At 36.4% G+C, this 23324-nt stretch carries 26 protein-coding genes and 3 tRNA genes; 10 read left to right on the top strand and 19 right to left on the bottom strand.

Annotation, left to right across the window (positions count from 1 at the left end):
* Positions 1 to 40 precede the first annotated feature (40 nt).
* The 10 genes from WC747_01615 to WC747_01570 form a co-directional block, all read right to left on the bottom strand.
* Complete coding sequence (locus tag WC747_01615) at positions 41 to 283, bottom strand: GIY-YIG nuclease family protein (protein ID MFA5998698.1); 243 nt, start codon at positions 281 to 283, stop codon at positions 41 to 43.
* Between the two features lie 144 nt (positions 284 to 427).
* Positions 428 to 503, bottom strand: a tRNA-Pro gene (locus tag WC747_01610).
* A 76-nt stretch (positions 504 to 579) separates the two neighbouring features.
* A complete protein-coding gene (locus WC747_01605) occupies positions 580 to 1053 on the bottom strand; it encodes a hypothetical protein (GenBank protein ID MFA5998697.1) in 474 nt (157 codons plus the stop codon).
* 175 nt (positions 1054 to 1228) lie between these two features.
* Positions 1229 to 2215, bottom strand: coding sequence for an SPFH domain-containing protein (locus WC747_01600; protein MFA5998696.1), 987 nt, complete (start codon positions 2213 to 2215; stop codon positions 1229 to 1231).
* A gap of 20 nt (positions 2216 to 2235) precedes the next feature.
* On the bottom strand, positions 2236 to 2703 hold the full coding sequence (locus WC747_01595) for an NfeD family protein (protein ID MFA5998695.1): 468 nt from the start codon (positions 2701 to 2703) through the stop codon (positions 2236 to 2238).
* A 320-nt stretch (positions 2704 to 3023) separates the two neighbouring features.
* Positions 3024 to 3536, bottom strand: coding sequence for a hypothetical protein (locus tag WC747_01590; protein ID MFA5998694.1), 513 nt, complete (start codon positions 3534 to 3536; stop codon positions 3024 to 3026).
* A gap of 22 nt (positions 3537 to 3558) precedes the next feature.
* Entirely contained in the window at positions 3559 to 3834 is a 276-nt protein-coding gene (locus tag WC747_01585; GenBank protein ID MFA5998693.1) for a hypothetical protein, read from the bottom strand.
* A 30-nt stretch (positions 3835 to 3864) separates the two neighbouring features.
* Complete coding sequence (locus WC747_01580; protein MFA5998692.1) at positions 3865 to 4290, bottom strand: hypothetical protein; 426 nt, start codon at positions 4288 to 4290, stop codon at positions 3865 to 3867.
* Between the two features lie 24 nt (positions 4291 to 4314).
* Positions 4315 to 4722: a hypothetical protein gene (locus tag WC747_01575; GenBank protein ID MFA5998691.1), complete on the bottom strand. Its 408-nt coding sequence runs from the start codon at positions 4720 to 4722 to the stop codon at positions 4315 to 4317.
* A 39-nt stretch (positions 4723 to 4761) separates the two neighbouring features.
* Complete coding sequence (locus WC747_01570; protein ID MFA5998690.1) at positions 4762 to 5079, bottom strand: hypothetical protein; 318 nt, start codon at positions 5077 to 5079, stop codon at positions 4762 to 4764.
* A gap of 348 nt (positions 5080 to 5427) precedes the next feature.
* Between WC747_01570 and WC747_01565 the strand changes: the two genes are divergently transcribed.
* Positions 5428 to 5700, top strand: a complete 273-nt coding sequence (locus WC747_01565; protein MFA5998689.1) for a hypothetical protein — start codon at positions 5428 to 5430, stop codon at positions 5698 to 5700.
* Positions 5701 to 5710: 10 nt separating this feature from the next.
* Here the strand turns inward: WC747_01565 and WC747_01560 are convergent, their stop codons facing one another.
* From WC747_01560 to WC747_01550, 3 genes are all read right to left on the bottom strand, one after another.
* On the bottom strand, positions 5711 to 6538 hold the full coding sequence (locus tag WC747_01560) for a hypothetical protein (GenBank protein ID MFA5998688.1): 828 nt from the start codon (positions 6536 to 6538) through the stop codon (positions 5711 to 5713).
* Between the two features lie 89 nt (positions 6539 to 6627).
* Positions 6628 to 6703 (bottom strand) — tRNA-Pro (locus WC747_01555).
* Positions 6704 to 6805: 102 nt separating this feature from the next.
* Positions 6806 to 6881: transfer RNA gene (locus WC747_01550), tRNA-His, on the bottom strand.
* Positions 6882 to 7274: 393 nt separating this feature from the next.
* On the opposite strand from WC747_01550, the gene WC747_01545 reads away from it, so the two are divergent.
* From WC747_01545 to uvrA, 3 genes are all read left to right on the top strand, one after another.
* Entirely contained in the window at positions 7275 to 8273 is a 999-nt protein-coding gene (locus WC747_01545; GenBank protein MFA5998687.1) for a hypothetical protein, read from the top strand.
* A gap of 93 nt (positions 8274 to 8366) precedes the next feature.
* On the top strand, positions 8367 to 8624 hold the full coding sequence (locus WC747_01540; GenBank protein ID MFA5998686.1) for an ATP-binding cassette domain-containing protein: 258 nt from the start codon (positions 8367 to 8369) through the stop codon (positions 8622 to 8624).
* Positions 8606 to 10897 (top strand): excinuclease ABC subunit UvrA, encoded by a 2292-nt coding sequence (gene uvrA / locus WC747_01535; protein ID MFA5998685.1) that lies wholly within the window; start codon positions 8606 to 8608, stop codon positions 10895 to 10897. The genes WC747_01540 and uvrA overlap by 19 nt, the downstream gene beginning before the upstream one ends.
* A gap of 85 nt (positions 10898 to 10982) precedes the next feature.
* Here uvrA and WC747_01530 read toward each other — a convergent pair whose 3' ends face one another.
* Both WC747_01530 and WC747_01525 read right to left on the bottom strand, forming a co-directional pair.
* Positions 10983 to 11291: a hypothetical protein gene (locus tag WC747_01530; GenBank protein ID MFA5998684.1), complete on the bottom strand. Its 309-nt coding sequence runs from the start codon at positions 11289 to 11291 to the stop codon at positions 10983 to 10985.
* A gap of 37 nt (positions 11292 to 11328) precedes the next feature.
* Complete coding sequence (locus WC747_01525; protein MFA5998683.1) at positions 11329 to 11532, bottom strand: hypothetical protein; 204 nt, start codon at positions 11530 to 11532, stop codon at positions 11329 to 11331.
* A gap of 332 nt (positions 11533 to 11864) precedes the next feature.
* On the opposite strand from WC747_01525, the gene WC747_01520 reads away from it, so the two are divergent.
* Positions 11865 to 13034: an AAA family ATPase gene (locus tag WC747_01520; GenBank protein ID MFA5998682.1), complete on the top strand. Its 1170-nt coding sequence runs from the start codon at positions 11865 to 11867 to the stop codon at positions 13032 to 13034.
* Positions 13035 to 13165: 131 nt separating this feature from the next.
* On the opposite strand, the gene WC747_01515 is transcribed toward WC747_01520, so the two are convergent.
* A complete protein-coding gene (locus WC747_01515; GenBank protein ID MFA5998681.1) occupies positions 13166 to 13885 on the bottom strand; it encodes a M48 family metalloprotease in 720 nt (239 codons plus the stop codon).
* 286 nt (positions 13886 to 14171) lie between these two features.
* Here WC747_01515 and WC747_01510 point away from each other — a divergent pair, with 286 nt between their 5' ends.
* The 4 genes from WC747_01510 to WC747_01495 all read left to right on the top strand — a co-directional run bounded on the left by WC747_01510 (position 14172) and on the right by WC747_01495 (position 20542).
* Positions 14172 to 15344 (top strand): hypothetical protein, encoded by a 1173-nt coding sequence (locus WC747_01510; protein MFA5998680.1) that lies wholly within the window; start codon positions 14172 to 14174, stop codon positions 15342 to 15344.
* 101 nt (positions 15345 to 15445) lie between these two features.
* The gene (gene mutS / locus WC747_01505) at positions 15446 to 18055 is read left to right on the top strand and encodes a DNA mismatch repair protein MutS (protein MFA5998679.1); all 2610 of its coding nucleotides are present in this window, start codon (positions 15446 to 15448) and stop codon (positions 18053 to 18055) included.
* A gap of 119 nt (positions 18056 to 18174) precedes the next feature.
* Positions 18175 to 18873: a hypothetical protein gene (locus tag WC747_01500; GenBank protein MFA5998678.1), complete on the top strand. Its 699-nt coding sequence runs from the start codon at positions 18175 to 18177 to the stop codon at positions 18871 to 18873.
* Between the two features lie 172 nt (positions 18874 to 19045).
* Positions 19046 to 20542: a hypothetical protein gene (locus WC747_01495; GenBank protein ID MFA5998677.1), complete on the top strand. Its 1497-nt coding sequence runs from the start codon at positions 19046 to 19048 to the stop codon at positions 20540 to 20542.
* 12 nt (positions 20543 to 20554) lie between these two features.
* On the opposite strand, the gene WC747_01490 is transcribed toward WC747_01495, so the two are convergent.
* On the bottom strand, positions 20555 to 20956 hold the full coding sequence (locus tag WC747_01490) for a hypothetical protein (GenBank protein ID MFA5998676.1): 402 nt from the start codon (positions 20954 to 20956) through the stop codon (positions 20555 to 20557).
* Positions 20957 to 21146: 190 nt separating this feature from the next.
* Between WC747_01490 and rplU the strand changes: the two genes are divergently transcribed.
* Entirely contained in the window at positions 21147 to 21473 is a 327-nt protein-coding gene (gene rplU, locus WC747_01485; protein MFA5998675.1) for a 50S ribosomal protein L21, read from the top strand.
* Positions 21474 to 21558: 85 nt separating this feature from the next.
* Here the strand turns inward: rplU and WC747_01480 are convergent, their stop codons facing one another.
* Together WC747_01480 and WC747_01475 are read right to left on the bottom strand one after the other, a co-directional pair.
* Positions 21559 to 22542: a hypothetical protein gene (locus WC747_01480; GenBank protein MFA5998674.1), complete on the bottom strand. Its 984-nt coding sequence runs from the start codon at positions 22540 to 22542 to the stop codon at positions 21559 to 21561.
* Between the two features lie 69 nt (positions 22543 to 22611).
* On the bottom strand, positions 22612 to 23256 hold the full coding sequence (locus tag WC747_01475) for a TrkA family potassium uptake protein (protein ID MFA5998673.1): 645 nt from the start codon (positions 23254 to 23256) through the stop codon (positions 22612 to 22614).
* Positions 23257 to 23324: the final 68 nt, after the last annotated feature.

Raw genomic sequence — 23324 nt, 5'->3', positions numbered from 1 at the left:
GTCGGCCTGTCGACCACTTGTTTCATGCTGAAGGAAAGCTTTACCAAAATCTTTTTTTTGCAAATGCTCGACCTGCGCCAGATTTTAAATATTTTTCAAAAGCAGCAGCTTTCATTTTATCGTCAAAACCAATTAACAATTCTGTTTTCCAGGGTTTATGTAATTTGGTATGAGGAGAGTTGCCTGAATTATGAGTTAGTAATCGTTCTGAAAAATTATCAGTAAATCCGATATATTTTTTGTCTGGAAAATTAATTGATCTAAGAAGATAAACGTAATACATACTTAATGACTTTTTATTTTTATTGCCCAGCCGCCGCTAAAGCTTTGGCGGGCAGCTTTCGCTTGTAAGATTTAATTTATTTTTTTGATTAAAGTTTTGAATTCATTCGGTGATGGCCGTGCCAGCTGAAGCCTTGGCGAAAGCTGGTCGGGGCGGCGAGACTTGAACTCACAACCCCTCGCTCCCAAAGCGAGTGCGCTACCAATTGCGCTACGCCCCGACATTTAAAGTGTGAACATTAGCAATCTACCGATTTTTTCGATCTTTTCAAGAGCTCTTTTTTTATGATTACGTTTTTAACGTATGACTGAAAGCTTTTCGCGGACATTAGAGGCTAAAAAGTATAAAGCACATTGGTCTACTGTTAAAGCAGAAAGGCTTAATGTAACAGGAGTTTGCGTTGCGTTCATTGTGTCACTGACAGTGTTTGTTCCGCGTTGAGGTAACAATGCTGATGCGATAGAAATTGTTATAGTTTTTATTGTATAAATTCCTATAGTTGCCAAAAAACAGTCTCGTAAAGCTTTAGAGTTTTTTGTTTGTTCAGCTTCAATATCGGCAAGAACTTTTTTGTAGCACAATAGAGGAATTATTGCGTTGTTGCATTGTTCAAAATCTTTTGAAAGTGTGTAAGAGTTTTTTTCAAATTTACCAACAATAGTCGTTGCTGTTTCGTCAAATTCTTTTTTTATTTCTTTTGAATAATCGATAGCGTTGATCTGTGTTGCAAAAAAAAGTAGCGCTGTACAGAGAGTAGAAAAATGTTTCAAGGTAGATCCTTTTGGTTGAGTTGTGATTTTGGGTATAGAAAATCAATTTAATCAAAACATTTTTCAGTGTAAATATATATGAATAATTTTGGTGAATTGTTCTCGTGCATAGGCATAAAAACAAATGGCCACCATTTTTGGCAGCCATATGTTTTTTGAGTTTTATATTGAAAAGTTATTTTACTTCTTCAAATATTTTTTTAATTGATGCTACAGAGTTTGCAAGTCCTGAAGCTTCGTAAGGAACTATAATCAATTTATTATTCGCGCCTTTTGTCATTTCTGGCAAAGCTTGGATATATTTTAATGCAGTTAAATATTGCACAGGATCTATACCAGGAATTGCTGCTTTCATGACTTCAAGTGATTTTGCTTCAGCTTCAGCAAATTTTAATCGAGACCATGCTTCAGCTTCGGCTGCAATAATTTTTGCTTCTGCCTGACCTTGAGCTGTTAAAATTTCTGATTCTTTTTCACCTTCAGCATTTAAAATAGCAGAACGTTTTGCGCCTTCAGCTTCTAAAATAATTGCTCGACGATCCCTTTCTGCGCGCATTTGTTTTTCCATGGCAATTTGAATGTCGCGCGGTGGATTTACTTCTTGCAGCTCAACGCGGTTAATTTTCACGCCCCATTTATCAGTTGCTTCATCAAGGATGATGCGAAGTTTCGTGTTAATTTGATCACGAGAGATAAGTGATTCATCAAGGTCTAAAGAACCGATAACGTTACGTAGTGTCGTTTGAGTTATTTTTTCAATTGCTTCTGGTAGGTTTGATACTTCATACACAGCAGCTTTAACGTCAGTGATTTGATAGTATAAAAGTGCATTAATTTCCATCATAACGTTATCTTTTGTGATCACGTTTTGCTTTGGGAATTCATAGACTGATTCTCTTAAATCAATGCGATAAAAATATCTAGAAAACGTTTCATATCGTTTATGGGGTGAAAAATAAAGAAACGTCCATAGGCAGTAACGGGGTTGTTCTATAAAAGGAACAATGAAATGAAGTCCTGGAGTTAAAATTCGATCGAATTTACCCAGTCGTTCAATAATCACGGTTTCTGCTTGTTTGACAAGTATTGTGCTTTTTGCAATAAGTGCTGCGAGCACTATGAGTGGTAGAATAAAAAATATTCCAATTTCAAATAACAACATAATAAAATCCCTTTCTTGGATTAATCGTTGATTAAACTATCGTTTGATAAACTATCGTTTGCTAAACTATTGATTTGCAAATGACAACCTTGAACGCCTGTAATTATTGCAAGCATCCCTACGGTTAAGCTTTTATTGCCTTGTGATTTAACGGACCATGTTTCTCCGTTAATTTTTCCGTAACCAGAAGTTGCAGATGTTATTTCTGTAATTTCTATAGTTTTGCCTATGAGTTGGTACATGTTTGATTGATACATTTTGGATGATTTATTTTTTTGACTTTTTTTCACATAGGTCTGCAATAAAAAAAGCATCCCTAGAGATCCTGTAAGACAAATGGTGCATTGTGCTGCAATATCAAGGTTGTATAGACTTGCTACAAAAGCCATAAAAGATCCAAATGCGATGGAAAGAAAATAAAACAATCCTGGATTGCCCATTTCTAAAAAGAGCCAGAATAGGGCTAGGATGAACCAAATATGTGTCATGAGAGTTCCCTTTCATGTGCAGAGATAGATGGACTTTAAATTGTTAAGATTAGAATTATTTTGTCTGGTATTTTGTGCCAGCCTGGATAGTGAATCACCGTATTCACCTATGCACAGGACAAGAAGGCACTTGTTAAAGAAAAGTCTTTTAAAAATGGTCGCAGTCAATGTGTGCACTTCGAACTTTTCAGTGGAAAAAATTAAAAGAGCAATTAACACAAATACTGCGGTCTAAGTTGCAAATATGTTAATATTCCAAAAAAGTTGTGGATTTATATTGATAATACGATGTTTTTGTTATGAAGGCAATAAGGGTTATTTTAAAAATGTTCTTGATTTAGAACATTTAATTCTTTATCGCCATTATCTTCAATCGATGCGTTAATTTTATCTAAAAAAATTTGAAACTGATCGCGCGTAAAAGACCCATGTTTCAAGCTAATAAGAATATAATCCGTGAATGTAATTTTATACTCCATAATCCCTGATAATTGAGTGCTAAGGCATTTAACATAAATGTCATACTCTTCTTGGGTTGGATTGTTATAAAAGCGTACTATTACTTTGTCGCCTTGCCATAATAGACCTTTTATGGCTCTACGCTTCATTGTTTTTAGTATATTTCTATTCATCCATCTACGGGTGATAGGTGAATTAGTAAAACTTGTGCCTAGTGTATAACTACTAATATAAGCTTTTGTAGTCTTAATCGATTTATCGTGCAATATCTCATGAAAAGCATGAAAAGCACCATGGAATGATAAAATTGTTAAAATAAATAAAAATTGTTTAATCATTTTTTGATTTGGTTGTTGATATGATTTTTGTTCCATGAAGGCTCCTATGGATTATATTTTATTTACTTCTGGAATAAGCATTGACCAGTGTGTTTCCTCCTTTAGAGCTGCGTTTAAAATGGCTTGAAACACTTTTGGTTTTTATCATTCCATTTTTTTTACTTCTTTTGCCTAAGCCTTCGTGGATAGTTTTTTTTACATAAGGTTTTTTCTTTGTTGTTTTTACTGGCTTTGATGGTTGATTAAAGCTTAAGCTTTTCTTTTTAGCGTCTAATGCCTGAAATTGTAGCCCTAATAAAAGAACTATGAATGAGTAGATTGTTGCTCTATTCATTTTTGATCCCTTTTGATTAAGTATTTTTTATTATGTTTTTTTAAAATTCTTCAAAACTTCTGTAGCCAATTGTCTAGCTTTGTTTTTAATTATTCCAATATCCATATTAGAATAACCGTCTTGATACATTTTATTTTCAATCTTTGCTTCATCAGCCTCTATTTCTCTTAGATAAGTAGGTGCATAATCAGGATTCATGCATGTAGCTATCCAAAAGTTTTCGCTCTTTTTTTTGAATTCGTTTAGATAGAAATTGTCCATTCGATTTTTATTTTCCTGTTGTTGTTTTTTATGTTCATATGCTGAATGAGCATATTTTCTTTTTTGATCTACTTCTTTTTTCGTTTGTATTTCTTGCCATGTTTTATATAGCTTTATGCCAGAGAAAGTGACTATTGCCAAAGAAATAGATAGATATAATATCTTTTTTGGTTGATTGTATGATTTTTGTTCCATGTGAAACCCCCTATAGATTATAGTTTATTCTTCATTGTCTAGTTTTTCTAAATAAGTTACTAAGGCGTCACAAGTTTGATGAAATTGTTTTTTTTCTTTATATCTTATTGAAGCATTTTCTCGAGCGGATTGAGCTATTTTGTCAATTTCATAGTATTTATACCCATCAGAAAGCATTCTTGATTTCCATTCGTTGATGGGAACTTGTAAATTATCATAAGTGATATCAGGATGCTCCTTCCCTAGTAAATAAAAATATTCTATTTTATTCTCATAAAATAAATCCATTCCGATTCTATCGCGGACTTTATTCTTATGGAGCTTTATCTCTTCGAATGTTTTATATAATTTTATGCAAATTAATGTGCCTATGCCTAAGGCAATAGCTATGTATAGTATGTTTTTTGGTTTAGTGATTGATCGTTGTTCCATGTGAAACCTCCTGTGCGATGATACTAAGTTATGACTTTGCTAAATACAATTATGAACTCCTAGAAACGTGTCTGTGTCTAATTTATCTATAGCAGAATGACTATATCCATCATGAAGCATTTTTGACCTTATTTCCTTGATTTGCCGTTGGGTATATTCCCACATAACATCGGTTTTATGTTCCTTTGCACATTCATGCTGCCATTTTAATTTTTGCCTATAATCATTATCCATGGTTCGTTTTTTTTGAAAACTTGAATACTCATTCAAAAATTTTGAGCCAGCAAAAATGATGATCCCTATCGATGCCGCAATATACAACATGTTTTTTGAATCATTGGATGATACTTTTTTCATAATGCCTCCTAAAGTCCCCCTACAGGACATATTGATAATTTACTTTCTGTATAGTAACCAATACAAAGCATATGGCGGAAATGCGATGCCGTGCATCCATAACACAAATTTGAAAAATTTTTTAAACATAATAAATCAAAATCTCTTTAAATAGGCAATAAGTAACTACTAATCCCCACTATTATATTAATTCATGAAGAACTTCGTGCAACAGCCCCCCAATCATTTAATTAAGACTCTGCAGAGAGAGCTGTTTTATAAAAAATAAATATATTATTGTAATATAAGATTGGACGCTATGTCTTGGGAGCGATTTGTTTATCTATTTCGATTGTTATGGAGGGCTCTATGAATTGGTCTGTTTATTGGGAGAAAAAGCAGCATGTTTCAAGAAAATTATGTTCAAATCTGCAATCTATAGATTCTTTTGAGTTATACAAAAACAAGCAAGGGCGGTTTTTTAGGGTAGAGCCTTTGGGTATAATGGCGGAGCCTGTTTCGGGAGCATTAAAAATCACATATCGCAAACGCATGAATAGTTCTTACTCAATAGTCACAAAAGTGGCAGCCTGGTTTAGGGCTTGTTTTGCGGATTTATTGAAAAAGGGAATTATGAGTTAATTTGCGTATTTTAGATAGCAAATTTAAATTTTTTTGGACACGCCTTGTCGCGATCGTTTTCTGCGATTTCCAATAATTGGTATAGGCTATCAGTTTTTTCTAAAAGAGAGAGTATACATATTTCTTCTGAAAACAAGAGCAAGTACCGTAGTGATTTTTCTAAAAACAATTCGACATCTGTTCCATCTTGAAATTGCGGTTTTGCGAGCGTATAGAAATCATTTGAACGCGTTATTTTATAATTTTGGATGAAATCGTCGAAAGTCTTTGGATGTTCATCTTCATCACGAAAAAAACTAATGAATTCTAACCAATTGCTATAATCTTGAATTATTTTAGGCAATGGGTGATTTAGGTCTGCTTTTAATTGTTTTTTGAGATCATTTAGAATCTCTTGAAAGTTACCCTTTTTGTAGGCTTGATACCAAGGGTGTTTGTTGGTTGTCTTTTTATCAAGAGCAGCCTCTCGGTCCTTTTCAAAAATTATGCCGATAATTGTTCCAACTTTTCTTAATGATGATTTTGCATTCTTTAAAAAAATTAGAATGTCTTTGGGAGAGGTTAGAGATTGATATGAAGTAAGAGGTTGATTTTTGAGAAAATCATTATTTTTCTCTAGCCAGTCATGATTGATTCTTTTTATATCGTTCAGTAAGTTTAAGCCGTACTTTTCTGCTTCAATTAAATCTTGGGCTAAATCATACGAAAGCTTGGAGAGGCTATCTTTTTGTATAGTTGTGAGGTCTGTTTTTTGTATGAGTTCATATAAAAAAATAGCTATTCGTGCTTGGATAGGATGCGATGATCCATGGTTGGTTAATTTGGTAAAAGCAAACATTTGTTATCTCTTAGAGTATAAGTGCTTCCGACCATTTGAATCATTTTGAAAAATCGGTTTACCGACCACTTGCTTCATGCTGAAACAAGTGGTCGGGGCGGCGAGACTTGAACTCACAACCCCTCGCTCCCAAAGCGAGTGCGCTACCAATTGCGCTACGCCCCGACATGCAAAATCGCTGTAGATGCGATTTTGTGTTTCCTATTGACAACTTTGACATTGTCTTAGGTTGATTTTTTAATGACTTATCAAAGATTTTTGAATTTTTGGGGTGAGCGGTGGGGATTGAACCCACGACCCCCAGAACCACAACCTGGTGCTCTACCGACTGAGCTACGCTCACCACAATAACAGTAAGAAGTATACGCATATTTGCGAAAAAATCTAGCGAGCTTTTATAAAAAGATCGTTCTAGAGTGCTTATTTTTTATCTGTAAAATGGATTTTACATGGATTTTACAATGAGCGGTTTATTTTTTCTGGGCGCTTGCTTTGGGCTAAAAAGCGTTGCTAGTAGGCGATTTTTTTGATATCTTTGTTGTAGATGAAACGTGGGGTTGCATTAGGAGTTCTATCAAGCTTGGCTGTAAGATTTTATTAAAATTTTACGGGTGTTTTTAATATTTTTAGATTCTCTAGATATTTAGCTTGAATATTTGCTAACGTTTGCTCATAAGAATTAATAAATTACTTTAGGGTGAAATGGTTTTTAAATCATTGTTTTTAGGAGGTTTTTGTGAAAATTGATACATGTAGGTATATAAACTTTGTTGCTTTGTTGGCTGTGACAACTATTTGTTTGCGAGCTTCATCCACCCAGCGATATTATAGTCCAAATACTGTAGATCCTGTTGGAGATGCTATTGTTGAAAAAATGGAACGTGATTTTGCTAAAAAAGCAAATCAAGGTGGTGCAGTGGCAAAACAAAATCATATTGACCTAATTGCTGATGAAGAAATTAATCAAGAAATGATGAATGAAGCCCAAAAACGACAAGCAGTTGCAGAAAGAAAAAGACGAATAATAGCTATTAGAAGGCAAGAACACTTAGCAAGAGATGAGCAAAATCGAAGAGAATATCAAGCAAAAGTTGAAATGGAAAAGTTGGTAGGAGAGATAAATTATGCAAGAGTTTTTGTACAGCGTGAGGAGCAAAAAGATTTTGATAAATTAAGAAATCTAGATGGAACAATGAATGCTTTTTTAGATAGAAATAGGCCCTTTAGAGAAAATGGTATACATGGATTTTTTGATGTTGCAGGTAATAAAAATGGCCGTTTTTCATTAGTGTCATTAAACGAACCACCTTTGGGAAAATTCGTAGCTGATCATGTAGATGATTTTATAAAAAAAGGTGGAGTCTTGGTGGTAGATAGACATAATAAGCATGCAGAATTACGTTTTATCATGACTTTAAGAGATTGGATTGGTTCTGATTTGAATTTATTTGATAAAATACCATCAAGCTCTTACGATAATATCAACATGGTAAATATTCACGTACCTCTTGAAGGAGCGCGTAAAGATGGTCATTTAAGCGTTGTAAAGGTACCAAGTCTCGATTTGTTGTTTTGTGAGCTTACGTGGAGGAACGTTCCTCAAGTTGATCCATTACATTTAGAAGATTCATCATCAAATTCAGCATCATCAAGTTTAGTTTTGTCGAAAAATTCGACGACATCTGACCTCAGTAGCCCTTTGCCTCTTCCTTCATGGTCGTTACCTCGGAGATAGCTAGTTTAGCTACATCGTTTTAGTTGAGACAATATTTTTGTAACATGTGGTATGCTTGCTTTTATGAAGTATATATTCTTAGAAGGGCTAGTCTTGAAAAGTGAAATTCGTGTTATAGGTGCTCGTGAGCACAATTTAAAAAATATTAATGTTTCCATTCCTAAAGATTCTTTAGTCGTTATTACAGGTCCTTCTGGATCTGGTAAAAGCTCGCTTGCTCTCGATGTTTTATTTGTTGAAGGTAAGCGCCGATACATGGAATCTCTTTCATCCTATGCCCGTCAATTTTTAGGAATTGCAAAAAAACCAGATTTTGACCGCATTGATGGTTTGTGTCAGCTATTGCAATAGAACAAAAAACAGTAGGTCACAATCCTCGCTCAACAGTAGGAACGATTACTGAGCTCTATGATTATTTGCGCATTTTGTATGCTCGCATCGGTATCCCGCATTGTACTGAGTGTTTTAAAGAAATTAGAGCTTATAGTGCAAGTCAAATCGCACAGTACGCTCTTGAGGCGTACGGGCAAAAAGTTGTTACCATCGTTGCTCCTGTTGTTCAAGAACGCAAAGGTGAATTTAAGCATGAGTTAGCAGACTTTTTAGCAAAAGGTTTTTATCGTTTTGTCATTGACGGTCAATTGCATAAAATTTCTCATGTTGATCAAATCGAAGAGCTAGGTCTGAAAAAAAGTTATAAACATTCAATCGATGTTCTTCTTGATAGTATTACCATTGATCAAGATGATGATTGTTTGTCTCGCATCCAAGAAGCAGTTCAGAAAAGTTTCGATTTTGCTGATGGTTTGTGCAAACTTCAAGTGGATGGACAGAGTACGCTGTATTCATCAAAGCGGATGTGCTTAGGTTGCCAAGTTGCTTTTCCTGAACTTGAACCACGCTTTTTCTCATTTAACTCTCCGATCGGTGCATGCAGTGCATGTGACGGTCTTGGTGTTGAGCATGAGCAAGAAGATGAAGGCTATTATTTATACATGGGTCGCCAGGTTAAACCGTGTCATCTATGTCAAGGACAGCGTCTTTCAAAACAAGCATTGTCGGTAACTATCGGTGGAAAAAATATTTTTGAAATTGGTGAGCTGTCTATTGATCAGGCAGTATCTTTTTTGCAAAATTTAAAATTATCAGAATTTGAGTCAGAAATTGCTCATACTATTTTACTCGAATCATGTCAGCGTTTACAGTTTTTGGTCAATGTTGGCTTGTCGTACCTTTCGCTTAATCGTACTGCGCGTACGCTTTCAGGTGGAGAAGGGCAGAGAATTCGTTTGGCCAAGCAAGTGGGCTGTGCTTTAAGTGGTGTCTTGTACATTCTTGATGAGCCAAGCATCGGACTACATCAACGTGATAACGATCGATTGATTGAGACATTAAAATCCTTAAAAGATTTGGGAAATACGGTTGTCGTTGTTGAGCATGATCTTGATACCATTCGCATTGCCGACTACGTTATCGATATGGGTCCAGCAGCTGGTGTGCATGGTGGTATGGTTACTGCTGTAGGAACTCCGCAAGAATTGGAAAATAATTCAGCATCACTGACGGGAAAATATCTTTCTGGAAAGCTTGAAATTAAAGTTCCGACTAAACGTCGAACAACTGAAAAATTTCTAACATTAAAACATGCAACCAAAAATAACTTACAAGATGTCAGTGTTTCATTTCCGTTACATGTGCTTTGTGCAGTTTCTGGAGTGTCAGGATCAGGAAAAAGTTCACTTATTTTTGAAGAGTTAGTTCCAACGCTGCATAAAGAATTAGACTCTTATTTAAAATGGAAAATCTTTGATAAGCAACGCATTGATGGTATTGAGCATCTTGAGCATATGGTGCAAATTGATCAAAGTCCGATCGGAAGAACATCGCGTTCAAATCCTGCAACCTACATTGGAATTTTCAATGGAATCCGAGAACTTTTTGCAAGTTTGCCAGACAGCAAAATTCGCGGCTACGACGTCGGACAGTTTAGTTTTAACGTCAACAAAGGTCGCTGCTATAAATGTCATGGTGATGGAATTATAACCGTTTCCATGCATTTTCTACCTGACGTTGTCATGACTTGTAAAGTTTGCCACGGAAGACGTTATAGCACTGAAACGTTGCAGATTTTGTACAAAGGAAAAAATATTGCCGATGTGCTTGATATGACAGCGCTTGAAGCTTTAGAGTTTTTTAAGGCGCATAGCTTACTAGCCAAACGCTTGCAGCTTTTGTGCGATGTTGGTCTTGATTATGTAAAATTAGGCCAATGCGCTACCACTCTTTCGGGCGGCGAAGCTCAGCGAATAAAATTAGTTAATGAACTTGCAAAGCGTGGTCAAAATACGCTCTACGTTTTAGATGAACCTACAACTGGTCTGCATACGCATGATATTGTGAAATTGCTTACAGTCCTTAATCGATTAATCGATAAAGGTAATTCAATTATTGTTATTGAACATAACCTTGATGTGCTTAAAGTTGCTGATTTTATTATCGATATGGGTCCAGATGGTGGATCTGAGGGTGGAACTATTGTTGCTCAAGGAACGCCTGAATATGTGGCCCAAGTGCAGGGAAGTTATACTGGCCAATATTTAAAAAAATATATGAAACTTACGTAGTTTAAAAAACAACTTTAAAAATAAAAAAGCCTCTGCGTCAAAATAACGCAAAGGCTTTTTTATTAATTTTTATTGAAGCTTAAAATTAAGGACGGTTCGCTGGATTTTTTTCTGCTCTATAATTTGCAATTCGGTTTGCTTCAACAGCGTGAAATAGAATCGTTTCATATTCGTTTGAATCAGAAGGATGTTGTGTCAATGCCAAGCGAAGAATCTGTATTTGAGTAGGAGTTACATCAGCTGCACATATATTCAAGATAGCTTGAATTGGTGGAGTAATTGTTGGAAATGCTCCTGCGCCGCTAATTTGAGTTGTTGGAGTATGTGGTTGTACTTGACCAGCATATGCTTGCGCACCGAAAAATAATGTAGCAGTAAGAATAAATAGTTTCATTGTGTACCTTTTTGGTATGTGGTTAAAATTTACTTTATTAGTTTTTAGTTTCGTTTTGCTTTGTGATCAACGCTGATCGATCTTGCTGAGATGTCTTAGGAGAATAAAATTTTTGTAGTTGAGCTGGTGTTAATGCTGATTTTTGTACTTGTGCAGGAGGAGTACCAGGTCTTTGTGGCTGTGAGCTCATAAGCTGAAAAGAAACAGAGCATATTAAAAATGCAATTGAGTATTTTTTCATATAAATAATCTTTCTTTTTAGATTGTTATGCAAATATAATAACAATATTGCTGAAAAAGTTCTAATTTTTGTTTGCGCAAAGTGTTTTTAACATCATCTAATGATATCATGGCTGCTGTGACTTTACAAAGGGCGGCACTGTTTTACGTATAAAATTTAAAGTATAAACATTCTTCACGCCTCTCAATTTTCTAAGCCTTTCAAAGAGTAAATAATCCATGTTGTTAGGGATTTTTACTCTATGTGTAAAGTCTACTTTACTTTTAGATACTCTATATGTAAAATTGACTTTACACATAGAGTAAACCGCTTAGCCCAATTAAGGAGTCGAAATGTTGATACAGAGGCCGTTTTGGAAAAAATTGATAGAAGATGCTTGGGCTCAAAAAAGTATTATTTGGCTGATGGGAATTAGAAGGGTTGGAAAAACCAGTTTATGCCTCAATATTGACAATGTTAACTATTTTGATTGCGAGATTCCAAGTGTAAGGTCTATGCTATCCGACCCTGAAAATTTTCTGCAAGGACAGCGTGGCAATAGGGTTGCCTTAGATGAAATTCATAGACTCGACAATCCTTCTGAATTATTAAAAATAGCAGCAGATCATTATCCTGATGTTAAAATCATTGCAACTGGTTCTTCAACATTGGGAGCAAGTGCAAAATTTACCGATACGCTTACTGGTCGAAAACGAGAACTTTGGCTAACTCCAATGTTGCTGCACGAAATGGATATTTTTGGTAACTGTGATATCAGGCATAGATTTTTGTTTGGCGGACTGCCTTCTTTATTTGTGCAAAAACGGTTGCCTGATGTTGATTTTCAGGAATGGATTGAAGCTTATTGGGCAAAAGACATTCAAGATTTTTTTTCTGTGTCCAAAAGAAGTTCCTTTCAAAAATTTGTTGAGTTACTTCTTGCAAACAGTGGTGGAATGTTTGAAGCAACTAAATTCACCATACCTTGCGAAGTAAGCCGCCCAACGATAGCTAATTATCTTGCGGTCTTGGAGGAAACATTCGTAGTTCATGTTGTTAGACCATATTCAACGCACAAGCAAACAGAAATTGTAAAAGCTCCAAAAGTTTATGGTTTTGATACTGGATTTGTGAACTATGCAAAAGGCAGAAGTGAACTACGTGCAGAAGACTTGGGATTTATGTGGGAGCATTGTGTTTTGAATGAAATGCATGCTCATCTACAAAAACAATCTATCAACTACTGGCGCGATAAAGGAGACAGAGAAATTGATTTTATTGTGAAAAACAGAGCTGAAAATATTCTTACAGCTATCGAATGTAAATTTAGCAGCTCTGTTGATGATGCTTTGGTCGGCAATCTTGGCAAAAACTTTGAAGCTTTTCGTGCATTGTATCCTATCGGAGAAAATCTTGTAGTTGCATACAATGTAAGTACGTCTTTTACCAGAAAGTATAAAGACTTAACTATAACATTTGTCAGCGCTCAAGAACTTATTGCAAAATTGAAAATGATTGTTTAGTGAGCGTATAGTCACTCAAAAATATTATTTTTTTGAACATAAAAAACCTTTATGAAATTATGAAAAAAAAGGGGTGGATGTTGATGATAAACCAACATCCACCCTTTTTAAGCTTGAAAAGCTATTTTAGATTACGCTACCGTAGCGATACCAAATTTATCTAGTAATGTTTGTTCCATTTTTGCAATTCGAGAAGCGCATGATGGATGAGTCATACCGTCGAAAGCGATTTTCTCAAACCATTTTACTGTTTCTATAAATGCTTCTGGGTTTTCACATAATTCATTTGCAAAATCATCAGCTTGTGGTTCCATAATGTATCGAGAATACATTAAATGTCCTATCATGCATGTTATGTTGTTTGCGAAATATAAACCTACTTTTTGCATAGTTGTTGTCGAAAACTCAGGATCATTTTTTGAAATTGCGATATAAGAAGCTAATGCAACAGCTGTGGCAGCCCATTGCGTAGTGTACGATTTAACGATATGGCTATGATAAATATGTCCAGCTTCGTGTAAAATAATCCATTCAGTAACGAGCTGAGTTTGCAGCAGTTCTTTTTCCAATTCATCAATCCAAGTAATTGGGAATGCAATGCTTTTCGTTGAAGATACAGGGCCTGGATATTGAGAAATAACGATGCTGATACCATTTAGTGCTTTAGGATATTTGGTTCGCAGTTTTTCTAAAAAATCCACGGTTTTAGGATAATGTTTTCCAGAGATTTCTTTAAATCCAAACGTTGTAGAAAACTGCCAGTGGTAATAATCTTTAACGTAACCCATACATGAAGTTTGGCCAAAAGCTGAAAAGATTGCTAGATAAGCACATAGTTTTATTGAATTCATAATTGTCCCTAATGAAAAATGTGGTATGTTTGTCTCTGCTTCAAGACTACGACTGGTTTTAATGAGATTTATTTTTTTGTAATTTAGAAAGTCTTAAAGGAAAAATAAAATACTTATATAGTATGCCAAAAAAAAGACCTAATACATAGCACTTCTTCCTCAAGAGCTGTTCAAGAATTGTGTTTCATTCCGATGAGCTTTGTAAAATGGCTCAAGTTTGAAAATAAATGAGATGTTGCTACACTGGGAAAGGCCAAACAATTCTTTTTACAAAGGACTTTCTTGTATGCATTTTCAAATAAAATTTCGTCAAATATGTTCATTTCTTATTTGTTTTTCAGTTTTTACCATTCAATCAGCACAGCAAGTGCCTGTAGCATCATTTCAGTTGCAACGAGTACAAGCTCCTGCGCAAGCGATGCTGGAAAAAGAGCAACAAGATATTTTTAATCGTACGGTTACCAAATATGCAGTTACTGTAGGGGTTGCTGTGAGTGCGGCAATCGTATTGATTGTAGCGTATGAATTTCGAGAATCTGAAAAAGAACGTAAGAGAGCAGAATATAAATCTGAAACTACGGTAGTAAATAAAGCTGATATGCAGGTTGTACCAACTCCAAAGCTTCCTGTTCAGATGTCTTTTTTAACTCCTTTGTGGTGGCTAACGGGTAGTGTAAAAAGTTTTGCGCGTGATAGCTCTGAATTTGTGGCAAACAGTGCTACTATGCTTGCATCGGGCATGGTGCTCAACGGTGCATCCAATTACATGCAGCAAAAGCTTTCTCAGGTGCATCAAGATGAGACAGTCCTGTGGTACATTGCTGAGCACACCAAAATTAACCAAATTTTTAGTGATTTAAAAACTAATGCTGTTGAATATGACTTGTATGCAACGCTTCTTTCTGCAGAAGTTTTTAATCAAGATGCTCAAACGCACATGCGTGCTTTTGTAAAAGATTTGGTGAAAACGACGAAGGATTATAACGCAGTAGGAAATGGTTTTCAGGATGATAATTATTTTGACTTCTTGCTTGTTGAAGTAAAGAAAAAATATATGCGCCAGGGTAGTGAGCTTGAGGCTCTGCAAGCGTACGTTGTTCCGACTGTTGCAAAGCGTCATAGAGCTCAAGTTCAAGGAAAGACTGAAGAGCTTTTTGTTCTGGATATAAACCGTCGCAAAGACATTGCTGATTTATGTGAGCAGCTTGCGCGTGATGTTGAAAAATTAACAGCATTTATGCACATTCGCTTTGCAAAGACATCTGACAGAGTTCAGCAGTTGATTGATTCATGCAACGTCTACATTGCATCTATGGAAGATCTTTTGAATGCATCACCTGAAAAATTGGCAGAGCTGAGCAAGGCTGACCGTGGCATGTTTACCTGCAGCTATGAATATGAACGAGTGTTTAATCAACAAGTTGGGTACATGCATCGTTATTGCAGATTGGTAGATTAAAAATTGTTTAGATTTATAAAAACTGGATCCCCGGCGCAAGTCCGACGAAGCCTTGGCGAAGTCTGGAGTCAAGCCCGAGGACGAAGGGGGAGGGATTAGCAGTGTTGTTTGATGCACAGAATTTGTCTGGACTGACTCCAGTCATGAAGCAATATGCAACCATTAAATGCGAGCATCCAGACGCCATCCTTCTTTTCCAGGTTGGTGATTTTTACGAACTATTTTTTGATGATGCTAAAAAAGTATCAGATTTTTTAGGGATCACGCTGACCAAACGCGGTGAATTAAACGGACAGCCGATTCCACTGTGCGGATTTCCTGTACATGCTGTAGATCATTATATTCCAAGACTTGTTAAAGGTGGTTTTAAAATTGCTTTGTGCGATCAGCTTGAAACAGCAGTCACTGGAAAAATGGTAGCGCGTGGCGTAACCAATGTTTTAACTCCTGGCATGCTTGTGTCTGAAAATCTTTTAGATGCTAAATCAAATTCATACCTCTTTTCTTTTTTCCCAACCAAAGCTGGTTATGGACTTTTATTTTCAGAACTTTTAACTTCACAACTTCACGCAACAGTGCTTCCGTATGGATCATCACGGCAGCTTGAAGCTGAACTATTTCGCTTTTTGCCAGATGAAGTACTTTTGCTTCAAAATAGATCGATGCAATCGTATGAATCGTTTTTTAAGCAACGTGGTTTTTTTACAACATCATACGGACTTAATTTTGATACTGCTTTAATTGATCAAGAAACTACATGGCTAGCGCAGCAATTTGACCAACATTCATTTAAAACACTTCAGGAGCAAAGTTCTCTTTTGTATGCCACTATTTTGTGGAAAAAGTATGTGCAAAAAAATCAACAAAAAGCACTTGAAGGATTTCGCTCGATAACGATGTATGAACCAGAAGCATTTTTAATGCTTGATGGGGCAACTCAGAAGAATTTAGATATTGTTAAAAATAGCTTTGACGGCTCACGGTCTCATACGCTGTTTTCACTTGTTGATAAAGCAGTAACCCCGATGGGTTCGCGTATGATCAAACGGTGGCTATTGTCACCACTTATGGAAAAAGATATTATTCAAGCTCGCCAAAACGTGGTTAAAGAATTTCTTTCTGAAGGGAGTTTGCTTAAAAAAGTTCAAGATTTACTTTCAGGTTGTGGCGATATGCAACGAATCGTTGGTCGTATAGCTTTAGATAGGGCATCAGTTCGAGATTATGCCAGCCTAGGTTCAATACTTTCAAAAATTCCAGAGCTACAAAAAGAATTGCTTAGCGCACGCAGTGAGTTTTTGCGGTCGATTGCCATGACGATGAAAGATTTTTCTGAGCTTCAAATGTTGCTAGAGACGTCTTGCAATGATGATGCAAACGTTGAAGGAATCATTAAAGCAGGGTTCCATGAGTCATTAGATCGTATGCGCGATTTGGTTCAAAATAGTAGTAGCAAAATTTTAGAGCTTGAGCAGCAAGAAGTAGAAAGAACGGGCATCTCGTCACTTAAAATTCGTCATAATAACCTTCAGGGTTATTACATTGAAATTACCAAAACGCACTTAGATATTGTTCCCGATGATTACATTGAGCAGCAAAGCTTGGTGGGTCGAAAACGGTTTACGATGAAAGCTTTGCAGGCTCTACAGCTTGAGATACTACAAGCGCAGCATAAGCTTACTGGGCTTGAAAAAGAGATTTTTGAGTCAGTAAAAGCTCAAGTAAAAGATTACGTTTATGACCTTCGAGCTGCAAGCCAATCGGTTGCAATCGTGGATGGGTTGGTGGGTTTTGCTAAAGTTGCCCATGAGTGGGGATGGGTAAAGCCTGAATTTCATTCTGATCGAGATATCATTATCCAGAGCGGTAAGCATCCAGTGGTTGCATCAGCGTTACTCGATAAATTTATTGCTAACGATACTACACTCACCGATGAGCAAAGTTTGTGGATTGTAACTGGTCCAAACATGGGCGGTAAATCGACGTATTTGCGTCAGGTTGCGCTCATTTGTTTGCTTGCGCAGACAGGTTCATTTGTGCCTGCTCGTCGTGCACAGCTACCGATTCTTGATCGTATTTTTACCAGAATTGGGGCTGGAGATTTTCTTGCTCAGGGTAAAAGTACTTTTTTAGTTGAGATGGAAGAAACGGCTCAGATTTTACAGCAAGCAACTAAGTCTAGTTTAGTGATTTTAGATGAGGTAGGGCGAGGAACCAGTACCTATGATGGGCTGGCTCTGGCTCAGGCGATAGTTGAATACATTTTCCAGAAAATAGGGGCTCGGTGCCTTTTTGCAACTCACTATCATGAATTAACCGATCTGCAGCGTCATTACCCAGGAATAGTTAGTTACTATGCCGACAGTGTACGCACAGAGGCAGGTATTGTGTTTTTGCACAAAATAGTAGCTGGAAAGGCCGATGGAAGCTTTGGACTTGAAGTTGCCAAGCTTGCCTATATCCCTGAAGAGGTCGTTGAAAGGGCTCGGCAGATACTCATGGGACTGCATGAAAATAGCGCAAATTTGACCCAGGACGAAAGCGATGGCAGCCTGGCCATAATTGACAAGGTCCAATCTCGGCCGATTGATTCTAGGGCGAATTTAATCGAAAATTTAATTATTGGGCGTCTCAAAGAAGTCGATTTCGATAATCTTTCACCTAAAAAAGCTTTTGATTTGCTGTGGGAGCTTAAAGATTTGATGCCGTAAAAAAGCTGAAAAGTTACAGTTTTTGGTATCATTGGTGTAAAACGAGGTCACCCTTTTGCCCATATTCTTGGGTCTGCTATCCTATTTTTAATGGTTAAACCGTAAAAAAGGAATTTACTATGAAAAAATTAATAATGATGAGTGCTTTATTTGCACTAAATACAATATCAATATCAATGAATGCAGGTCAGGAAAGTTATCAAACTACAAATACTGCCAAAGAAGCTGCTGCTTTAAATTTGATTATAGATGTTGCAAAAATTAATGCTGACCTTGGTCCTGAAAAGGGTTTAGTATTGCGCGATAAAGCTGTTGAATCTTTTGTGAAGCGTGGTGGTGATATAAATCAAACAATTAGTGGCTTAGCAGTGCTTAAGACATTGATTTATGGTTATGACGTTGACGCGGATGAAGAAATGGATGAAGATGAATTGGCGATGTTCCCAGAAAGAATGTCATTAGCAGCAGTAGCATCTTTTTTTGATGCTCAATTGTTATTAACATTGATCAGACATGGCGCTCATATAAATTCAATAGAAAATCCAGTCTTAATGATAGCTGCAAAAGGCTTTGCTCTATCTGTTGATGACGCAAAAACAAATATTGAATATGAAAAAAACAATATTGATCATGAAGATATTGATATAGATTGCATTGAAAATATAAATGAAGAAAATTCGTGGCTCTCAGATCATAACGTGAAACATCGTATTCCTGGGCTTTGTGTAGCATTTAATCATAGTAGCCAAGAAATTCAACAGAAATTCTTAGATACTTATCCAGAATTTGCATTCTTGGTAAAAGCTGAACAAAAATAATAATTATTTTAAAATACAAAAAAAGGCCAGTTTTGCGACTGGCTTTTTTTACGTCCATTTGTATACAAATAGGCTATAAAAAAGAGAGGGGGGCTTTTGCGCAAAGTCCCAAAAAATCGTATTCTTAGTATATAAAATGAGTATTCAGGTGATGATTTTAATAGGGATTATGATGAAAAAATTACTTAAGAATGTAGTTCTTTTTACGGTGATCGTTCTATTTGACTGCGCACATCAATCAATGTCGCAAAATCAAATAATGCAGCCATCATTTCATGCTGCTGATCCAATTAAAAAATTAACGCGTAAAAGACGTGATTTGCCAACAGATGTTCAGTCTGAGTGGTTTCATATTCCAAGAGTTCAAGGGTCTGCCAACGTTCCTGCTCATCACAGAGCATCAGCTCAGTACGTAGACAGTGTAAAAAATATAACACCTGATACTTCTTCTCATGTGCCGTATCCAATCTCTTCATACCAAGACAGTCAAACGCCTTCTTATGGTCATGAGCAGGACTATGAGCCATATTATTATCCTGATTTCAGCTATGACACAAATTATGGCCCTGGACAATCTGGCAGAAATCCTGCTTTCCCTCAAAATTTGCCATCTCAAGACAGCTCACCTCAGGGTGCGCCGTGTCAATCAATTAAAAATAAAGCAACTGAAAATAAAGATTTAGAGACGACCGATGTCGGGCAAGAAGTAACTATGCCGACAAATTCTTCTTTTGATGGATCAAATCCAGCTGAAAGATATCAAGCAGCACCTGTTACAGCTTCACCAGTTGTAACAAATCAAGAAGTTGCTCCAGCATTGCCACAATCAGATAACTCGAATTTTCCATGGCAGTTAGCTGTTCTGGGCCTTCCACCTCTAGCTTCATATTTGGCTGGCGAAGCTGTGTTTGAAAAAATTGAGCAAGATATTGATGTAAGTATTGCTCCCCATGAGTTGAATGTTGCTGTGGATGATCCAATTTCTCATGACGGGGCAGAGCAACTCTTTGCCTTTAGTATGCCAGCAGAGGCACCTTTTGTTCAATCGCAACCAATAGAACTATCACCGATAGAACTATCACCAAATGTATCATTGCCAGAGCCTGAAATGGTAGAGACGGTATTGCCTGTAATTTCTCAAAGTAATTTGGATGAAGTAATAGAAGAGCTATCTGCAGTAGAAGAAACTGTTGATGCTACCAAGGTAGACCATGTAGAGGTTGTAGATATCATTGAGCAGCCTGCAGAAGATGTAGCTGCACAAGAAGTATTGCCGACTGAGCAAGAGCAACCAGCTCAAGAGCAATCAGCTCAAGAGCAACTAGCTCAAGCTGCAAAAGCGACTCCATCAATGTCGCAAAGATTTAAGAATTGGTTGGGTAAAGTTCTATTTGATACTGCTTCAAATTTAAAAAACGCTCCATTATCGATAGTTGCTCCCTGTGCAGATGAAACAATTGATTTGTCGATTTGTACTACTGCGAGTACAGAAGTTGATGGAATTGAAAATGCAATTCAAGATTTTATCGCTCAACGACCAGCTTTGGGTAGTTCATCGATAGATCTGCAGGCATCGTCTGTTGTAGCAAATTCATCGATTGCTGCGACATTAACTGCTGCCCTTGTACAAGTTGCAGCGTCTGCTAAAAATGTTCGATTTATACCGTAAAGAAAACCTGGATTACGTTGTATGAATTATTGATTTTGCGAAAGGTACACCATAAAGAGTTCCTTTTGTTGAAAGTCGTGGATGATAAACTGTTCCAATGTTTTCTAAAACTTGCGTACCATGTGGTGTTGTTACTGCTAATGTAGCAGCGTCATATCCAGTTTGTTTATAATTACCCTGTTTTTCTTCAACAACGTCCACAAACAATGTGTCGCCAGCTTTCGTTTGGACAATTTTTTTGTTTGGTAAATGATGACCGATAAATGTAGATCCTTTTGTTACGCGTGATTTTTTGGCAGTGGTAGCAGCGACCTGTGCTGCTTGGATTAAGGGTGCTGGATTATCCTGCGCGCGTGTCTTTTTAACGATGGAGACGGCGAGTAGCGAAACTAACAAATATTTTATAGCTCTCATGGTAAACTCCCCCTTTTGTTACTTTTAAGCCCTTTTTAGTATTGTAACAAGTTTGAATTTCGATCTGCAACGATTTCTTTAGTCTGCTTTAAAATGGATTCTTTACAGGGGGAATAAACTGTGTTAAAATTATGATTACTTCCTATAGAAAAATTATCAAATGAAATCACTCGATCAAAAGGTTAAGTTCATGGAACGACAAGACTCATTTACAAAATATGCAATCTTTCAGATTGGCACGAAGCAATATCAAGGGATCGAAGGCAAAACAGTATCGATTGAAAAAATCGATGGTGAAGCTGGAGACTCAGTAGAATTCAAAGAAGTTTTACTAAAAAAAGATAATGAAACAGTTGAAGTTGGCCAACCATTTGTTAGTGGTAGCTTAAAAGCAACTATTGTTAAACAAATGAAGGGTCCTAAAATCATCATTTTCCGATTTAAACGTCGTAAAAAAAGCCGGGTGAAAAAAGGACATCGTCAACCGCAAACAATTATTCGTGTCGAATCTTTCTAGAAATAGTAGTTTTAGACAAAATTAAAAAAAGTGAGCTTTGAAAAAGGCTCACTTTTTTTACGTCAATTTTTAAGAATAAGCTGTTTTATAATGTAAACACCGACATTAAACATCCAAAAGCAATAATACCCATGCCAACAGCTTCAAACTTATTGTAACGTTGATGCAGTAATGCTACTCCACCAACCATAGTCAATGGTAAGTACAGCTGCATAATTCCAGAAATAATATTTTTATTTTCGATCATGCTAAAAGCAGTGTAATAGCAATAAATATATCCAGTATGAAGTACTGCAAGCGTAAACAGTAGTTTTTTATGTTGTTGAAGTGTGGTTATTAAATCAATGCGTTCATGTGAGTAGCGGCGTATCCAGAAGTACAGCAGCATGATATTAAACCATTGTACTCCAATGTTCATGTACAAAGGAATAACAGTGACAAAAGGGATGCCATGTGCATGCTTGGTAAGTAGTTTTAAGATTTCGCGTGTCGTTGGATCATAGTGCTCGCTGCATAAAAAAGTGATAAGTTCTGGAGTTGCTATAAAAATAGCGTTGAGCAGAGACCATGAAATTAAATGGCGGTCATACACCCTGAGTGATGCAATCGGGTGCCTGAAAGATAACCTGGTCAATCCTGAAATGAGTGCTCCAATCACAATGATACCCATGCAGATAGACGATATTAAACTCATTTTATCGCCTAAAAAATGATACCCAACGGTAGAAATGATGATGCTGATTTGGCTGAGTGCTATAATTTTGGCAATGTCATGACGTTGCGATAGGTAGTCAAATAAAATATAGCTACCAATTAAACAAGCTGAAGAAATAAAATACAGGGGAAAATTTGTGTACGTAAAATCAAAAATAATCGTTTTAAGCGGATTGGTATCAAATTTGATTAATGTATCTTCAAATATAAATAAAGCGGTAATGGCTCCATAGGTCCACATATGGATCCAAAAATAGATCATCAAAATATGCTTTGAGACTTGGTTGAGAAGCAAAAAGTACCAAGTCAGCAGGAGCATTGCATTGCCGACTAACAAATATGATAAATTCAACATGTGAGAACTCCTTTTTTAAGGATAGTGGATCCCCGTGTCAAGCACGAGGATGAAGAGGTTTAAACCTCTTCATTTTTCTTTATCAAAAGCAACGATATCTTCATTTCTTCCAGAAACGACCAATTCATCATAATCAAGAAGTGTATAATTTTCATTGATTGATACAAATTCTGTATCGCGTTTTACCGCAATGCAGTTCAGTCGGTACGAGTTGTACAAATCAAAATCTTTTACTGTTTTGCTTATGAAATGTTCTGGTACTTGAATTAAGCCAACAGAAAACGTTTTGCTGAGTCGAGCAAGGTTGTGGAAAGGAGAGCTTAAAGTATCAGCTAAGTCGATAGCAGCTTCTTCTTCTGGTCTGATAACTTGATCAACTTTTAAAAGATTTAAGATTTCTTCTTGAGTTTGAGAGGTTGCCCGAGCTACCACTTTAATATGTTTGAATCTTTTTTTGATGATTGCAGCAATTAAAATTGATTGAGCAATGTTTTCACCGATTGCAATAACGACAATGTCAATTTCTTCAATGCCAATAGCTTCAAGTGAAGCAGCATCTACAATTTCAGTACAAATAGCCTGCGTGACATAGTTTTGTACCGCAGCAATTTCATGTTCGTCAGCATCGATTGCAAGAACTTCAGCTTCATGCTCTGCTAGACTGCGAGCAAGCTGTTGTCCAAATCTTCCAAGTCCAATAATACAAAATTTCATACATAAAACCTTTTTAAGAAATAATAAGTATTTTTTAAGAGTGATGTTTACTGTAGCAGAAAAAAAAC

It is taken from the genome of Candidatus Babeliales bacterium (assembly GCA_041660205.1).
Lineage (GTDB): Bacteria > Babelota > Babeliae > Babelales > Chromulinivoraceae > JACPFN01.
This window is presented reverse-complemented; position numbering and strand designations above follow the sequence as displayed.

Coding starts and splice junctions, on each gene's coding strand:
- WC747_01615 (MFA5998698.1), bottom strand. CDS start 283: ATGTATTACGTTTATCTTCTTAGATCAATTAATTTTCCAGACAAAAAA.
- WC747_01600 (MFA5998696.1), bottom strand. CDS start 2,215: ATGTTGTTATTTGAAATTGGAATATTTTTTATTCTACCACTCATAGTG.
- WC747_01595 (MFA5998695.1), bottom strand. CDS start 2,703: ATGACACATATTTGGTTCATCCTAGCCCTATTCTGGCTCTTTTTAGAA.
- WC747_01590 (MFA5998694.1), bottom strand. CDS start 3,536: ATGGAACAAAAATCATATCAACAACCAAATCAAAAAATGATTAAACAA.
- WC747_01585 (MFA5998693.1), bottom strand. CDS start 3,834: ATGAATAGAGCAACAATCTACTCATTCATAGTTCTTTTATTAGGGCTA.
- WC747_01580 (MFA5998692.1), bottom strand. CDS start 4,290: ATGGAACAAAAATCATACAATCAACCAAAAAAGATATTATATCTATCT.
- WC747_01575 (MFA5998691.1), bottom strand. CDS start 4,722: ATGGAACAACGATCAATCACTAAACCAAAAAACATACTATACATAGCT.
- WC747_01570 (MFA5998690.1), bottom strand. CDS start 5,079: ATGAAAAAAGTATCATCCAATGATTCAAAAAACATGTTGTATATTGCG.
- WC747_01565 (MFA5998689.1), top strand. CDS start 5,428: ATGAATTGGTCTGTTTATTGGGAGAAAAAGCAGCATGTTTCAAGAAAA.
- WC747_01560 (MFA5998688.1), bottom strand. CDS start 6,538: ATGTTTGCTTTTACCAAATTAACCAACCATGGATCATCGCATCCTATC.
- WC747_01530 (MFA5998684.1), bottom strand. CDS start 11,291: ATGAAACTATTTATTCTTACTGCTACATTATTTTTCGGTGCGCAAGCA.
- WC747_01525 (MFA5998683.1), bottom strand. CDS start 11,532: ATGAAAAAATACTCAATTGCATTTTTAATATGCTCTGTTTCTTTTCAG.
- WC747_01520 (MFA5998682.1), top strand. CDS start 11,865: ATGTTGATACAGAGGCCGTTTTGGAAAAAATTGATAGAAGATGCTTGG.
- WC747_01515 (MFA5998681.1), bottom strand. CDS start 13,885: ATGAATTCAATAAAACTATGTGCTTATCTAGCAATCTTTTCAGCTTTT.
- WC747_01510 (MFA5998680.1), top strand. CDS start 14,172: ATGCATTTTCAAATAAAATTTCGTCAAATATGTTCATTTCTTATTTGT.
- WC747_01500 (MFA5998678.1), top strand. CDS start 18,175: ATGAAAAAATTAATAATGATGAGTGCTTTATTTGCACTAAATACAATA.
- WC747_01495 (MFA5998677.1), top strand. CDS start 19,046: ATGAAAAAATTACTTAAGAATGTAGTTCTTTTTACGGTGATCGTTCTA.
- WC747_01490 (MFA5998676.1), bottom strand. CDS start 20,956: ATGAGAGCTATAAAATATTTGTTAGTTTCGCTACTCGCCGTCTCCATC.
- rplU (MFA5998675.1), top strand. CDS start 21,147: ATGGAACGACAAGACTCATTTACAAAATATGCAATCTTTCAGATTGGC.
- WC747_01480 (MFA5998674.1), bottom strand. CDS start 22,542: ATGTTGAATTTATCATATTTGTTAGTCGGCAATGCAATGCTCCTGCTG.
- WC747_01475 (MFA5998673.1), bottom strand. CDS start 23,256: ATGAAATTTTGTATTATTGGACTTGGAAGATTTGGACAACAGCTTGCT.